At 73.1% G+C, this 13,605-nt stretch carries 13 protein-coding genes; 9 read left to right on the top strand and 4 right to left on the bottom strand.

The window, feature by feature from the left end:
• Positions 1 to 15 precede the first annotated feature (15 nt).
• From ACZ6JT_RS02180 to polX, 6 genes are all read left to right on the top strand, one after another.
• On the top strand, positions 16 to 837 hold the full coding sequence (locus ACZ6JT_RS02180) for an ABC transporter permease (RefSeq protein ID WP_469206249.1): 822 nt from the start codon (positions 16 to 18) through the stop codon (positions 835 to 837).
• The gene (locus ACZ6JT_RS02175; protein WP_469206247.1) at positions 834 to 1,799 is read left to right on the top strand and encodes an ABC transporter permease; all 966 of its coding nucleotides are present in this window, start codon (positions 834 to 836) and stop codon (positions 1,797 to 1,799) included. Before ACZ6JT_RS02180 ends, ACZ6JT_RS02175 begins: the two co-directional genes overlap by 4 nt.
• 5 nt (positions 1,800 to 1,804) lie before the next feature.
• A complete protein-coding gene (locus ACZ6JT_RS02170) occupies positions 1,805 to 2,896 on the top strand; it encodes an ABC transporter ATP-binding protein (protein ID WP_469206245.1) in 1,092 nt (363 codons plus the stop codon).
• A 73-nt stretch (positions 2,897 to 2,969) separates the two neighbouring features.
• Positions 2,970 to 4,286, top strand: coding sequence for a flavin monoamine oxidase family protein (locus ACZ6JT_RS02165; protein ID WP_469206243.1), 1,317 nt, complete (start codon positions 2,970 to 2,972; stop codon positions 4,284 to 4,286).
• A complete protein-coding gene (locus ACZ6JT_RS02160) occupies positions 4,279 to 5,679 on the top strand; it encodes an aldehyde dehydrogenase family protein (RefSeq protein ID WP_469206241.1) in 1,401 nt (466 codons plus the stop codon). Before ACZ6JT_RS02165 ends, ACZ6JT_RS02160 begins: the two co-directional genes overlap by 8 nt.
• Positions 5,680 to 5,753: 74 nt before the next feature.
• Complete coding sequence (gene polX / locus ACZ6JT_RS02155; RefSeq protein ID WP_469206239.1) at positions 5,754 to 7,481, top strand: DNA polymerase/3'-5' exonuclease PolX; 1,728 nt, start codon at positions 5,754 to 5,756, stop codon at positions 7,479 to 7,481.
• A gap of 94 nt (positions 7,482 to 7,575) precedes the next feature.
• Here polX and cpt read toward each other — a convergent pair whose 3' ends face one another.
• From cpt to ACZ6JT_RS02140, 3 genes are all read right to left on the bottom strand, one after another.
• A complete protein-coding gene (gene cpt, locus ACZ6JT_RS02150; protein ID WP_469206237.1) occupies positions 7,576 to 8,109 on the bottom strand; it encodes a chloramphenicol phosphotransferase CPT in 534 nt (177 codons plus the stop codon).
• A 162-nt stretch (positions 8,110 to 8,271) separates the two neighbouring features.
• On the bottom strand, positions 8,272 to 8,829 hold the full coding sequence (locus ACZ6JT_RS02145; RefSeq protein ID WP_469206235.1) for an NUDIX hydrolase: 558 nt from the start codon (positions 8,827 to 8,829) through the stop codon (positions 8,272 to 8,274).
• Positions 8,826 to 9,749: an NUDIX hydrolase gene (locus ACZ6JT_RS02140; RefSeq protein ID WP_469206233.1), complete on the bottom strand. Its 924-nt coding sequence runs from the start codon at positions 9,747 to 9,749 to the stop codon at positions 8,826 to 8,828. The genes ACZ6JT_RS02145 and ACZ6JT_RS02140 overlap by 4 nt, the downstream gene beginning before the upstream one ends.
• A gap of 130 nt (positions 9,750 to 9,879) precedes the next feature.
• Here ACZ6JT_RS02140 and ACZ6JT_RS02135 point away from each other — a divergent pair, with 130 nt between their 5' ends.
• Complete coding sequence (locus tag ACZ6JT_RS02135) at positions 9,880 to 10,896, top strand: hydroxyacid dehydrogenase (RefSeq protein WP_469206231.1); 1,017 nt, start codon at positions 9,880 to 9,882, stop codon at positions 10,894 to 10,896.
• 469 nt (positions 10,897 to 11,365) lie between these two features.
• On the top strand, positions 11,366 to 11,605 hold the full coding sequence (locus tag ACZ6JT_RS02130; protein WP_469206229.1) for a chaplin: 240 nt from the start codon (positions 11,366 to 11,368) through the stop codon (positions 11,603 to 11,605).
• A 65-nt stretch (positions 11,606 to 11,670) separates the two neighbouring features.
• On the opposite strand, the gene ACZ6JT_RS02125 is transcribed toward ACZ6JT_RS02130, so the two are convergent.
• Positions 11,671 to 12,414, bottom strand: coding sequence for a carbonic anhydrase (locus ACZ6JT_RS02125; RefSeq protein WP_469206227.1), 744 nt, complete (start codon positions 12,412 to 12,414; stop codon positions 11,671 to 11,673).
• Positions 12,415 to 12,945: 531 nt separating this feature from the next.
• Between ACZ6JT_RS02125 and ACZ6JT_RS02120 the strand changes: the two genes are divergently transcribed.
• Positions 12,946 to 13,593, top strand: a complete 648-nt coding sequence (locus tag ACZ6JT_RS02120; RefSeq protein WP_469206225.1) for a hypothetical protein — start codon at positions 12,946 to 12,948, stop codon at positions 13,591 to 13,593.
• Positions 13,594 to 13,605 lie beyond the last annotated feature (12 nt).

Below are 13,605 nucleotides of genomic sequence, written 5' to 3'. Positions count from 1 at the left end.
CTGTGGACCTGGCTCATGCTCCCCGGCACCCTCTGGATGACCGGCTTCCTCCTCGCCTCCCTCCTCCTGGTGGCCACCCTCGCCTTCGGTACCACCGACCCCCTCGGAAACCCTCGCTTCGGACTCAACCCCGACAACTTCGCAGCGCTGGCCGACCCGGCCTACCGCACCGTCCTACTGCGCTCCCTCGGCTACGCGCTGATCACCTGTGTCATCTGCCTGGCCGTGTCCTACCCGGTCGCCTACGCCATCGCCCTGTACGGCGGACGCTTCAAGAACCTGCTGATCGCCGCGATCGTCGTCCCGTTCTTCGCCAACTACCTGGTGCGGATGTACGGCTGGTCCGTGCTGCTCTCCGACGACGGGCCGCTGCTCAAGGCCCTGCGCGCGATCGGCCTCGCCGACGACGGCACCAGGATTCTCCAGACCGGGCCGGGCGTCATCGCCGGACTCGTCTACGGCTTCGTCGTCTTCATGGTCATCCCGCTGTACGCCGCCATGGAACGCATGGACACCTCGCTCATCGAAGCGGGCCGCGACCTCTACGGCGGCCCCCTGCGGACCTTCCTCTTCGTCACCGTCCCCGCCACCCGGCAGGGCGCGGCCGCCGGCTGCGTCCTCGTCTTCCTGCCCGCCATGGGCGATTTCGTCAGCGCCCAGCTCATGGGAGGTCCCGACCAGATCATGATCGGCAACCTGATCCAGGACAAGTTCTTCCAGGGCCAGAACTGGCCGCTCGGCTCGGCCCTGACCATGCTGCTGATGGCGGTCCTGCTGCTCGGGATGCTCGGCTACCTGCGCCGCACCCGCAAGGACGAGGCGGAGGCGGCCCGATGACCCTCCGACCCGGGCCCAGAGCCTCCCGTACGGCCCTTCCGTCGCCACGCGGCACGACCGGGGACGCCACCCCCCGCCCCGGCGACCCGGCCGGGCCGCACGGAGCCGGCGGCCCGCGGCCCAGCGCCCCACGCCCGCGTCGCCCGCGCCGCGGCGCCGAGCGCCGGCCCCGCTTCGCCATCGCCGTCACCGCGGTCTTCTTCGCGCTGCTCTACCTCCCCGTCGCCGTCGTCGTCCTCTTCTCCTTCAACGCGCAGAAGTCCCTCACCGTCTTCGACGGCGTCAGCCTCCGCTGGTACACGGCGTTCCTCCACGACGACGTGCTCCTCGGCTCGCTCGGCATGAGCCTGCGGGTGTCCCTCGTCGCCATGGCCGGCTCGCTCGTCCTCGGCGTGGCCCTGGCCCTCGGCCTCGTCCGCAACCGGGGCCGCCTCGGCTCCTTCGCCGGCCTGGTCATGCTCGTCCCGCTGATCACCCCGGAGATCGTCACCGGCGTCGCGGCGATGCTGCTCTTCAAGGGGCTGGGCATCACGCTGTCCACCGGCACCGTGATGCTCGCCGAGATCACCTTCTCCATCTCGTACGTGACGGTCATCCTGCGCTCCCGCATCGCCGCCCTCAACCCCGAGGTCGAAGAGGCCGCGATGGACCTCGGCGCCACCCGCAGACAGGCCCTGTGGCTGGTGACGCTCCCCGCGCTGCTTCCCGGCATCCTCGCCTCGGGGGTGCTGATCTTCGCCCTCGTCTTCGACGACTTCGTCCTCGCCTACTTCACCACCGGCGTCGATCCGCAGCCGCTGTCCGTCCGCATCTACTCGGCGATCAGGTTCGGCGTGCAGCCCACCATCAACGCCGTCGGCACCCTGATGCTCGTCGGCTCCATCGGACTCGTCGTCCTCGCGCTCGCCATCCCGCGCCTGTTCGGCCGCCGTGGCGGCCTCGATCTGCTCTCCGGGAAGTGACACCCATGTACCCGACCCCCGTGTACGACCACCCCGCCGTCCGGCTCGACCGGATCGGCAAGCGGTACCCGAACTCCGAGGCCTACGCCGTCCACGACGTCACCCTCGACATCGCCCCGGGGGAGTTCTTCTCCCTGCTCGGCCCCTCCGGCTGCGGGAAGACCACCCTGCTGCGGATGACCGGCGGCTTCGCCGACCCCACCGAAGGCAGCGTGCTGCTCGACGGGCAGGACGTCACCGGCCTGCCGCCCAACAAGCGCAACGTCAACACCGTCTTCCAGAGCTACGCCCTCTTCGACCACCTCTCGCTGGCCGACAACGTGGCGTTCGGCCTCAAGCGCAAGGGCGTCGCCCGCGACGAGATCCGCCGGCGCGTCGCCGACATGCTCGACCTCGTCCAGCTCGGGGGACTGGCCGGCCGCAAGCCGCCCACCCTCTCCGGCGGCCAGCGCCAGCGCGTCGCCCTCGCCCGCGCCCTCGTCAACCGCCCCCAGGTGCTGCTGCTGGACGAGCCGCTGGCCGCCCTCGACCTCAAACTCCGCCGCCGCATGCAGGTCGAGCTCAAGCAGATCCAGCGCGAGGTCGGCATCACCTTCGTCTTCGTGACCCACGACCAGGACGAGGCACTGACCATGTCGGACCGCCTCGCCGTCATGAACGAGGGCCGCATCGAGCAGTGCGGCACGCCCGAGGACGTGTACGAGCGCCCCACGAGCAGCTTCGTCGCCTCCTTCATGGGCACCTCCAACCTCGTCCCCGGCACCTACCGCTCCGGCCGGGTCGTCCTCGACGAGGGCCCCGCCCTGCCCGTCGGCCCCCGGTCCGACGTGCCCGACGGCACCCGGGTCCGCCTCTCGATCCGCCCGGAGAAGATCTGGCTCTCCGACTTCGAACCGGGCATGGCCAAGGTGAGCGGAGTCGTCCGGGAGACCGTCTACGGCGGACCGACCACCACCTACCTCATCGAACTGGCCCCCGGCGTCACGGTGTCCGTGCTGGAGCAGAACACCGTCCGCTCCCGCATGGAGGACCGCTGGAGCGGCGGCGAGCAGGTCGAGGTCGGCTGGAAGCCCGAACACTGCCTCGTCCTCGACTGAGCCCGCGCCGCCGCACCTGCCGCCGCTCCCGCCCCCGTACCACTGGCCGGTACCGATCGAAGGAAGCACCTCCATGAACCACGACGTCATCGTGCTGGGCGCAGGACTGGCCGGTCTCGCCGCCGCCCGGGACCTGGCCGCGGGCGGGGCCGACGTCCTCGTCGTCGAAGCCCGCGACCGGGTCGGCGGACGCGTCGAACAGACCACCCTCCCCGACGGCCGGCTGGTCCAGCTCGGCGGGGAGGTGGCGGGCCGGGCCCACACCGCCTACACCACGCTCGTCGCGGAACTGGGCCTCACCCTCGTACCCAGCTACGTAGCCGAACCGGGCGCCCTCGTCCGCGCCACCCCCGAAGGGGTCTCCGCCGCCGACCCGCCGCACTGGTTCGGCCCCGGCGACGACACCTGCCACGCCAAGGTCACCGCCGCCTTCACCGCGCTCGCCGCGACCGTCGACCCGAACGACCCCTGGGCGCACCCCGAGGCCACCGCCCTCGACCGGCTGTCCGTCGGCGACTGGCTGCGCGCCCAGGACGCCGGCCCGTCCGTCGTACGCCTCTGGGAGATCGGCCAACTCGCCCTCGCCGACGGCTCCTGCGAACGGAGCTCCCTGCTCGCCGCCCTCCGCAAGCACGCCGCCGTACCCGGCTGCGGCCACTACGAGTACGAGGCCTGGGAGGGCCTGCGGGTCGCCGAGGGATCGGCGACCGTGGCCCTGCGCATGGCCGAGGGGCTCGCCGGACGGATCCGTACGAACTCACCCGTCGAGGCCGTCGCCGTCCGCGCGTCCGGCCCCTGCTCCGTACGCCTGGCCGGCGGCGAGACCCTCACCGCGGGCGCCGTCGTCAGCGCCCTCCCCGTCGGCCCGCTGCGCTCGGTCGCCGTCACCGGCGTGTCCGACGAACGCCTCGCCTCCCTGCACCGCCAACGCCACGCCCTCGCCGCCAAGTTCACCGCCGCGTACGCGCGCCCCTTCTGGCGCGAACGAGGCCTCAGCGGCCTCTCCGAATGCGAGGGGGTCCTCGGCAGCACCTGGCCGCAGAGCGAAGGCATCCTGTCCGCCCTCGTCCCGCCCGAACGCTACGGCGTCCTCCTCGGCACGCCCGCCCCACTGCGCACCACCGAACTGCTCGCCGACATCGCCCGCCTCTACGGCGACGAGGCCCACCGGCCGCTCGCCTCGTACCTGCGCCTGTGGGGCACCGACCCCTGGACCCAGGGGTACGTCACCCAGTGGACCCCCGGCGACGTCATGGCCGTCGGCCCCCGGCACGGCACCCACGAACCACCCTTCTACGTCTGCGGATCCGACCAGTGGGTGGCCGGCTACATGGAAGGCGCCGTCCGCACCGGACGCGCCGCCGCCGAGGAGGCGCTGCGCCGTGGCTGACCTCCTGACCAACCACATCGGGGGAGCGGACCGCCCCGCCGCCTCGGGCGCGACCACGGCCCTGACCGACCCCGCCACCGGCCGGGTGCACGGCCACGCCCCGCGCTCCGGCCCCGCCGACACGGACGCGGCCTGCGCCGCGGCGGCCACGGCGTACGCGCACTGGTCCACCATCACCCCCGCCACCCGCCAGCGCGCCCTGCTCGGCATCGCCGACGCCATTGAGGCGCACGCGGACGCCCTCACCGCCGCCGAGACCGCGGACACCGGCAAACCCCCGGAGCAGTTCCGCACCGAGGAACTGCCCGCGATCGCGGACGCCGTCCGCTACTTCGCCGGCGCCGCACGGAACCTCCCGGGCGCCGCCGCGGCCGAGTACACGCAGGGCCGCACCTCCCTCCTGCGCCGGGAACCGCTCGGCGTCTGCGCGCAGATCACCCCCTGGAACTACCCCCTGATGATGGCCGCGTGGAAGATCGCCCCGGCGATCGCCGCGGGGAACACCACCGTGCTCAAGCCCGCCGACACCACCCCCTCCTCCGCCGTGCTCCTGGCCCGGCTCGCCGCCGACCATCTTCCGCCCGGGGTGCTCAACGTGGTCTGCGGTGACCGCGACACCGGCCGGGCCCTGACCGCCCACCCGGAGGTCGCCCTGATCGCCGTCACCGGCAGCGTCCGGGCCGGCCGGGAGATCGCGGCGGCCGCGGCCGCCGACCTCAAACGGGTCCACCTGGAGCTGGGCGGCAACGCGCCCGTCCTGGTCCACGAGGACGTGGACGTGGCGGCCACCGCCGCCGCCCTCGCCGCGGTCGCCTACTACAACGCCGGCCAGGACTGCACCGCGCCCACCCGGCTCCTCGTCCACCGCCGCATCCACGACTCCTTCCTCGCGGCCTTCGCCGCCGAAGCGGCCGGACTCCGTACCGGAGTCGACTTCGGGCCCCTCAACAACGCGGCCCAACTCGCCTCGGTGCAGGCCCTGCTGGACCGGCTGCCGGCCCACGCCGAGATCGTCACCGGCGGCGGCCGGCCACCCCGCCCCGGCTTCTTCCACGAGGCCACCGTGGTCGCCGGCGTCCGCCAGGACGACGAGATCGTGCAGGAGGAGACCTTCGGCCCGGTGGTGACCGTCCAGCCCTTCGCCGACGAGACCGAAGCCCTGCACCTGGCCAACGCCGTCCGCTTCGGCCTGGCCGCGAGCGTGTGGACCACCGACCACGACCGGGCGATGCGCGCCACCCGCGCCCTCCACACCGGCATCGTCTGGGTGAACACCCACGGCACCACCGTCTCCGAGATGCCCCACGGCGGTGTCAAGCACTCCGGCTACGGCAGCGACCTCTCCCTGTCCGGTCTCCTGGACTACACCCAGGCCAAGCACGTCATGCTCTGACCCCGGGCACGTCGGGCACGTCGGCGGGCCGCGCCCGACGTGCCCGGGCGCGGCCCGCGGGGCACCCTGGAGGCATGGCCCGAGCCAACGACCAGGTCGAGGCTCTGCTCCAGGAATACGCGGACCTCATCGCGATCCGGGGCGGGGAGGCCTTCAAGGCGCGCGCCTACGAGAAGGCCGCCCGGGCCGTCGGGGGCCACCCCGAGGACGTGTCCACGCTCGACGCCAAGGGCCTGCGCGAGATCCCCCACGTCGGCAGATCGGTCGCCGACAAGATCATCGAGTACCTGCGGACCGGCCGCATGACCGTGGTCGACGAAGCCCGCGCCGACGTACCGGCCGGAGTGCGCGAGCTGGTCGCGATCCCGGGGCTCGGGCCCCGCAAGGCCATGGTGCTCTACGAGGAGCTGGGCATCAGCTCCGTGGACCAGCTGGTCGAGGCCATCGGCCAGGAACGGCTGCGCGACCTGAAGGGCTTCGGCGAGCGGACCGAGGACAACATCCTGCACGGCATCTCCGTACTGCAGAAGGCCGGCGAGGGCCGGATCCTCGTCAGCGCCGCCATGGACGTCGCCGAGCAGCTGGTCGCCGCACTCTCGGAGGTCCCCGGCTGCGTCCGGTGCACGTACGCGGGGTCCCTGCGCCGCATGAGGGAGACCATCGGCGACGTCGACATCCTGGTGGCGGCACGGCGGGCGGCTCCGTTCATGGAGGCCCTCACCGCCCTCCCGCAGACCGCCGAGGTCATCGCGCACGGGCAGAAGAAGACCTCCGTCCGCACCGTCACCGGCCTCCAGGTCGACCTGCGCGTCCTGCCCCCCGACTCCTGGGGCGCGGGCCTCCAGTACTTCACCGGATCCAAGGCGCACAACATCCGCACCCGCGAGATCGCCGTGCGTCAGGGCCTCAAGCTCTCCGAGTACGGACTCTTCGACGCCGAGAGCGGCGAGAACCTCACCTCCGCGACCGAGGAGGCGGTCTACGCCAGGCTGGGACTGCCCTGGATCCCCCCGACCCTGCGCGAGGACCGCGGCGAGATCGCGGCCGGGCTGCGCGGCGAACTCCCGGACCTGCTTACGGAGAAGGACATCCGCGGCGACCTGCACACCCACACCGACCTCACCGACGGCCTGGCCCCGCTGGAGGACATGGTCGCCGCCGCTGCCGCCCGCGGATACGCGTACTACGCGGTGACCGACCACGCCCCGAACCTCTCCATGCAGCGGATGACCAGCGAGAAGATGCTCGCCCAGCGCGAGCGCGTACGGGAACTGGACCGCGCGCACCGCAGGATGCGGCTGCTGCACGGCACGGAGCTCAACATCGGCCCGGACGGCGCACTGGACTGGCCCGACGAGTTCCTGGCGGGGTTCGACATCTGCGTGGCCTCCGTGCACTCCCACTTCAACCAGAGCAGGAGCGAACTCACCCGCCGCCTCATCCGCGCCTGCGAGAACCCGCACGTCGCCGTCATCGGCCACCCCACGACCCGCCGGATCGGGAAACGCCCCGGCATAGACGCCGACTTCGACGCGGTCTTCGAGGCGTGCGCCAGGGCGGGCACCGCCCTGGAGGTCAACGCGCACCCCGAACGGCTCGACCTCTGCGACGAGGACATCCTGCGCGCGAAGCGGTACGGCGTGAAGTTCGCCGTGAACTCCGACGCGCACGCCACCACGCATCTGCCGTACATGCGCTACGGGGTGGCGACCGCGCAGCGCGGCTGGCTGACCGCGGACGACGTGATCAACACCTGGCCGCTCACCCGGCTGCGCGGGTTCCTGGCCAAGAAGGACACCTGACGCCGGCCCCCGCCCCAGGCTCGCTGCGGAACACGATCGTCTGGTCGCCGGAGGCCATGGTGGCGGGCACGGGGGTACGCGAGCGGGGTGCCGGTCAGGTGACTCGGGCGGCGATGGTCCGGGCGCAGTCCAGGGACTCCGTGCGCGTGGTGTCCACCTCCAGGTCGTACGCCACACCGTGGTGGACCAGCTCGGCCTGCGAGGCGGCCATCCCCGGGGGCCGGTCCCCGCGGGCGATCTCGCGGGCCGCGGCGACCGTGCTCTCGCACCGGACGCCGACCCACAGCACGTCCAGGCCGTCGAGGGCCTGGCGCCACCGTTCCTGGGAGGCGGCTCCGCCGAGGAAGACGTCGTCGACGATGACGGGGGCGCCCGCGCGGGCCGTCGCGGCGACTCCCGCCATCCACGCCGCCTCCAGCCGCCGGAACTCCGATCCGATCTGCACGCCGCCGTCCGCGGCGAACTCGATCCCCGCGTCCGACGCCCGCAGCGAGGCGGGCACCGCCTCGACCAGCGAGTCGACCGCGGCGGCGAGCCACGGCTCGGGCAGGACCGCCTGCAGACACCGGAGGATCCCTGACTTGCCCGAGCTGGACCCGCCGTTCAACATGATCACCTGAGTCGTCACCAGGTCACAGTAGGGGGCGCCGCCGTCGCGCCCGAAGCGGTTTTCGCCGCGGCCCCCGCTCCCGCTCCCCGTGGCCCGCCGCGGAAACAAGGGGAGGTTCCGCTGGGGAGGCCGGTGTCGCGCACGCGCAGGAGGAGCGGGGTGCGCTGCGGTGACGAGGGGTCAGGGGCGTTCGGGCGCCGCCCCGTCCAGCAGCCGGGTGCGCCGTGGGCCGTCGGGGCGGTAGGGGATCGGGTCCCCCAGCTGCTGGAAGTGGACGGCCGCCGGCCGCCCCGCCGCGTACGCGTCGAGTCCGGCCCGGCAGTACGCGATGATCGGCTCCGGCAGGGCGTCGAGCCGGTGCCAGCCCATCGCGTCGCACACCTCCGGCTCCCGCACCCCCGGTGTGCCCGTCCAGCGCCTGACCTCGAAGAACAGCCCGAGGCGGGCGTGCCCGAGGGGGCCGCGGTGATGGACGGTCACCGCCGAGGCCACGTCCCCGAGGGCGATGAGGACGCCCGTCTCCTCCCGGGCCTCGCGGACCACGGCCTGGACCACGTCCTCGTGCGGGCCGTCGAGGTGCCCGGAGGGCAGGTGCCACATCCCGGCCGCGTAGACCGGGCCGGCCCGCCGGGACAGCAGGACCTCGGGCCCCCGCTCGCCGTCGCGGCGCAGGATCAGGTGCACGTCCACCGGGAGGGTGTACCGGCCCACCGCTCCGGGGTGGTCGCCGGTGGTCACAGCCAGCCCATCTCGGTGTAGAGGCGTCCCGCCCGGATGCCCTCGACCGCCGCCCGCGCGTACGACACGATCGGCTCCGGCAGCGCGTCGGCAGGCCACCAGTCCCAGCTGACGCACTTCTCGGGCTCGCGTACCTCCACCGTCCCCTCCCACCGGCGTGCGCGGAAGACCAGCTGCAGGCGTGGCCGCGAGCCCGGGGGGTCGACCAGGTGCACGACGTGCGTGAGCTCGATGTCCTCGGCCCGCAGCACCAGGCCGGCTTCCTCCCGCGCCTCGCGGATCAGGCAGGCGACCGCGGACTCCTGCTCGCAGTGGCCGGCGAGGAAGTGGTGGTGCGAGGCGCCGAACGCCGAGTCGGGGTGACGCAGTCCGAGCAGGATCCGGCCGTCGCGCTCCAGGTACAGGTGGGCCCCGACGACGTTGAGGAGGGCTCCGCCGCCCGGGCGACCGACGGGGGCCGCGGCCGACGCGGGCGGGCGCGGGGCCGGTTCCGTCGCTGCCACCAGCGCCCGGTGCTGGTCGATGACCTGCCGCGTCCACGGGCACATCGTCAGGTGCGCGGTCGTACGGGCGTCGAACCAGCGCAGCATGATCCCCTCGCTGAGCGGCAGGGCGTCGGCATCGCCGTCCCAGGCGCCGAGGTAGACCTGGATCCTGCCTTCGGCGGCGCCGGGTCCGTGACTGTCGACGACCGTGAACGGTTCCAGCGGGACCGTCAGGCCGGTCTCCTCCCTCAGCTCCCGAGCGATGGCCTCCCGCGAGGTCTCGTCCCCTTCGCGGCCGCCGCCCGGGATGCTCCACGTCCCCGGGTCGCAGATGTGGGGCTTGTTCGCGTCGCGCAGGTGGAGCAGGTACTGGCCGCGCGGATTGACCAACAGGGCGGCCGTGCCGTGTGGTTCGCCGGAAGGGGTGGACGACATGGCGGTTCCTCCTCGTGCCTCGGATCCGGGCCCGTCACGGGCGACATCCTGCCCCGCTGCACAGATCTTGACGCTCGGAATCCGGATTCCTAGAGTCGGCGCGGCCTCACCCAGCCGCAAGGAGTCCCCGATGCCCGTTCGCCGCCCACGGACCCTGCTCGCGATGGCCCCCGAGTTCCGGTCCCGCCTGCTGGACGACGCCACCGCCCGACGGCTCGCCGAAGTGGCCGACGTCGACCCGGACCTCGTCGCCGACGACTTCGGAAAACCCGAGGCCGTGCGGGCACTGGCGGAGGCGGAGGTCCTGCTCACCTTCTGGGGCGCGCCCGCCGTCGACGCCCGGGCGCTGGCGGCCGCGCCGCGCCTCGAAGCCGTCGTGCACGCGGCCGGCTCCGTCAAACAGCTGGTCACCGATGCCTGCTGGGACCGTGGCGTCGTCGTCTCCTGCGCCGCCCTGGCCAACTCCCGCCCAGTGGCCGAGTACACCGTCGCCATGGTCCTCCTGTCCAACAAACGCGTGCTCCAACTGCGGGAGGACTACCGCCGCGTGCGCGGCACCCCCCACGACTGGTACCTGCGCTACGGCGACGTGGGCAACTACCGCCGGACGGTCGGCATCGTCGGCGCCTCCCGGATCGGCCGCCGGGTGATCGAGCTCCTGCGTCCGTACGACCTCCACCTCCTCCTCCACGACCCCCATCTGAGCGATCGTCAGGCGAGCGATCTCGGTGCCCGCCGCGTCGGGCTCGACGAACTCTGCCGGATCTCCGACGTGGTCAGCCTGCACGCGCCCGCCCTGCCGGAGACACGGTCGATGATCGACCGTCGTCGGCTGGCGCTGATGCGCGACGGCGCCACGCTCATCAACACGGCCCGCGGCTCCCTGGTCGACGGGCCGGCGCTCACCGACGAGTTGGCCTCCGGCCGGCTCCACGGGGTCATCGACGTCACCGAGCCGGAGGTCCTGCCGGCCGATTCCCCGCTGTACGACCTGCCGAACGTGCTGCTCACCCCGCACATCGCGGGCTCCCTCGGCAACGAACTCCGCAGGATGGCGGATTCCGCCATCGAGGAGATCGCCCGCCACGCCGCCGGACTGCCGTTCGCGCACCCGGTCCACCGCGCGGACCTCCACCGGACCGCGTGACCGGCAGCGGCTGCCCACGCGGATGCGGATACGGATGCGCCACGCGTGCCTACGGCGCGGTGGCCGCAGCGGTGTCCCTCGCCCTGCTGACCCCCGCCTGCGGTGCCGGGCTGGGAGGTGCCCCGACGACCGTTTCCAGCACGCGGGAACGGTGCCGCCGATGCCCGCCATCGCCGGCATCGGGGCGGTGGCCTCACATCATCCGGCCGGGCCCGGTGAGTCTCGGGGAAGGGGCGGTACCCGAACCCGGAAGCACGTTGCGCCGCCCCTCTCGAACAGGGCTCCGTCGAACGGCCCCGCGGCCGCCGGCCTCCGATGCCCCCAAACGGGGGCCGCGAGGGTACCCCTTCGAGGGAACCGGGCTCCTGAACCAGGTCGCGCGGCGGTCAGCTGCCGAATGAAAGGGGGCGGTCCCCCTCGGGGCCGCGCGGTGCTCCGGCACCGCTGTGCGGTAACAAGGAGATGTCACGTGTCGCGTGTTCTGAAGAGTGCAGGCCTTGCCCTGGTGCTGGGCCTGGCGGTCATCGGCGGTGCGTCCTCGGCGTCGGCGGACGCCCACGCGGAGGGTGTCGCAATCGGCTCGCCCGGCGTCCTCTCGGGCAACGTGGTCCAGATCCCGATCCACATCCCGATCAACGTGTGCGGGAACAGCATCAACCTGATCGGTGCGCTCAACCCGGCCGCCGGCAACGTCTGCGTCAACGCCTGAGGGTCGTGAACCCCGGCTCATCCCGGTCGCGGACAGCGCCGGGATGAGCCGTCCCACCCCCGCCGTCACGACAGGGTGCGCACCTGCTGGTCGCGCAGCTCGTAGCGGGCGGCGACCACGGCCAGCTCGCCCGCCGCGACTTTCCCGGCGAGGTCGGGCTCGGCCGCCAGCCGGCGACGGACCTCCCGCACGTGTGCGTTGATCGTCGCGTCGACGCGGGCGTCACCGTGCTGTCCGTGATCTATGGACGGCCGTATCTGATCGGCCAGGTACCGGATGTGGGCGGGGAGCGGATCGCCCGTCTCATCGGCGTGGACCGCCGCTGCCACCGCTCCGCACGACTGGTGGGCCAGGACGAGCACCAGCGGTACGCGCAGTTCCAGAACCCCGTACGCGATGCTCCCCAGCACCGCCTCGTCGAGCACCTCGCCCGCCGACCGTACGGTCAGCAGGTCACCCAAACCCTGATCGAACACCAGCTCGGGCGGCACCCGCGAATCCACGCAGCCCAGCACGACCGCGAACGGCTGCTGCCCCTCGACGAGCCGGCGCCGCAGGTACGCGGACTCGTGCGGGTGCTCCTGGCGCTCCGTGCGCCAGCGCTGGTTGCCGGCCGCCAGTCTGCGCAGCGCCTGCGCGGGCGTGGTGACGCGCCCGGCGCTCTCCGCGTCCCGCGGGGCGGCGGAGGCCGGAAAGGCCGAGCCGAGGGTCAGGCCCGCCCCGGCGGCCGCCGTGCCCGCCACGGCGGTGCGCAGCAGGGCGCGGCGACTGCGCGGAACGGCGGCGGGGGTCCGTGTGTTCGAAGACATGGGCGGACGGTAACCCCGGCTGTGGGCAGTGGAGTTGGGGACGCGAGGGTGGTGGCGGGATCCGCTCGGTGTCACTAGGGGCGCCCCAGCGGAATCTTCCGCGAAGCCGCCGCACACCAAAATATTTTTGCAAGCAAGACATCCTGGTGGGGAGTCGGTCAGGCGGCCTGTGCGTGCGCCGCCGGGTGCCGACTGCCTCCACGGCCCTGCCGGCCGCGTGGGGCCGGACCGTCGGGGACGACGTCAGCTCCTGAACGGTGCCCGGCCGAGGCCACCGCCGTTCTCGGCGCTCCCGGACCGCGGGACGGGGCAGTCGTGCTGGAGGCACTGGAGGGAAGTGCGGGGAGGGGAATGGCCGGAAGTGGTCCGGACGCGCCGTATCTGCGTCCCAGCACGCGGGGCCGCCCGACCATCGGCATGGCCGCCGACGCACGAGGACCGCTGGACCGAGGGGCGCCCGGGCCGTGCCCGCACTCGGGGCCGTGGCCGCGGCATGCGAGGCTGTGTCCGGCACAGGGAGGAGACCACACCATGCACACGCCGAGCCGACCCGAAGACCTCGACCATCCCCAGCTGTTGTGGGCGAGGGCGGTGACCATGGCCATGGTCGACGCCGCATGCTCGACCAGCACCGAGTTCTCCCTCGACGACGACGGCCTGTGGTGCCATTCCACCGGCGCGGGCGGCTGGTGGCGCCTGACACTGTTCGACGGGGAACGCGCCGTGTTCTGCGGCCAGGACCCCGACGGCAGCCACACCCATGCGGCCGGCGAGCAGATCGACTTCCTGGCGGGCGGCCCCGCATGGCTGCCCTGGGAGCTCCTGCGGGACGACGCCGAGGGGAACCTCTTCGGCTTCGTCTACTGGTGGGAGGGCGGAGCCTGGCACCGGATCCCCTACCCCGACGAGATGAGGGAGGACGGGCTGGAGGGGGCCGCCCCCTGGGTCGGCTCGCAGAAGGCGTTCCTCGACCTCGCCGTGGCCTCGTACGACGCCCCGTACGACCGCGCGCGGAGCCTGGCCGAGGCCGTCGCCCGGTTCGAGGCGCTGGCGCGGGAGCGCAAGGCCGACGCGGACGCCGTGGCGGCCCTGCTGGCACCGGGCCACACCGAAGGCCGCCCCGAGCCGCGGCCGGAAGTGGCGCTCGACCTCGCCACCCGCGCGGGCATCCTCGCGTGACACCGGACGGGC

The sequence above is a fragment of the Streptomyces sp. NPDC046308 genome (assembly GCF_055588065.1).
This window is presented reverse-complemented; position numbering and strand designations above follow the sequence as displayed.

Coding starts and splice junctions, on each gene's coding strand:
- ACZ6JT_RS02140 (WP_469206233.1), bottom strand. CDS start 9,749: ATGTCGTCCACCCCTTCCGGCGAACCACACGGCACGGCCGCCCTGTTG.
- ACZ6JT_RS02180 (WP_469206249.1), top strand. CDS start 16: ATGCTCCCCGGCACCCTCTGGATGACCGGCTTCCTCCTCGCCTCCCTC.
- ACZ6JT_RS02175 (WP_469206247.1), top strand. CDS start 834: ATGACCCTCCGACCCGGGCCCAGAGCCTCCCGTACGGCCCTTCCGTCG.
- ACZ6JT_RS02165 (WP_469206243.1), top strand. CDS start 2,970: ATGAACCACGACGTCATCGTGCTGGGCGCAGGACTGGCCGGTCTCGCC.
- ACZ6JT_RS02125 (WP_469206227.1), bottom strand. CDS start 12,414: ATGTCTTCGAACACACGGACCCCCGCCGCCGTTCCGCGCAGTCGCCGC.
- ACZ6JT_RS02135 (WP_469206231.1), top strand. CDS start 9,880: ATGCCCGTTCGCCGCCCACGGACCCTGCTCGCGATGGCCCCCGAGTTC.
- polX (WP_469206239.1), top strand. CDS start 5,754: ATGGCCCGAGCCAACGACCAGGTCGAGGCTCTGCTCCAGGAATACGCG.
- ACZ6JT_RS02170 (WP_469206245.1), top strand. CDS start 1,805: ATGTACCCGACCCCCGTGTACGACCACCCCGCCGTCCGGCTCGACCGG.
- ACZ6JT_RS02120 (WP_469206225.1), top strand. CDS start 12,946: ATGCACACGCCGAGCCGACCCGAAGACCTCGACCATCCCCAGCTGTTG.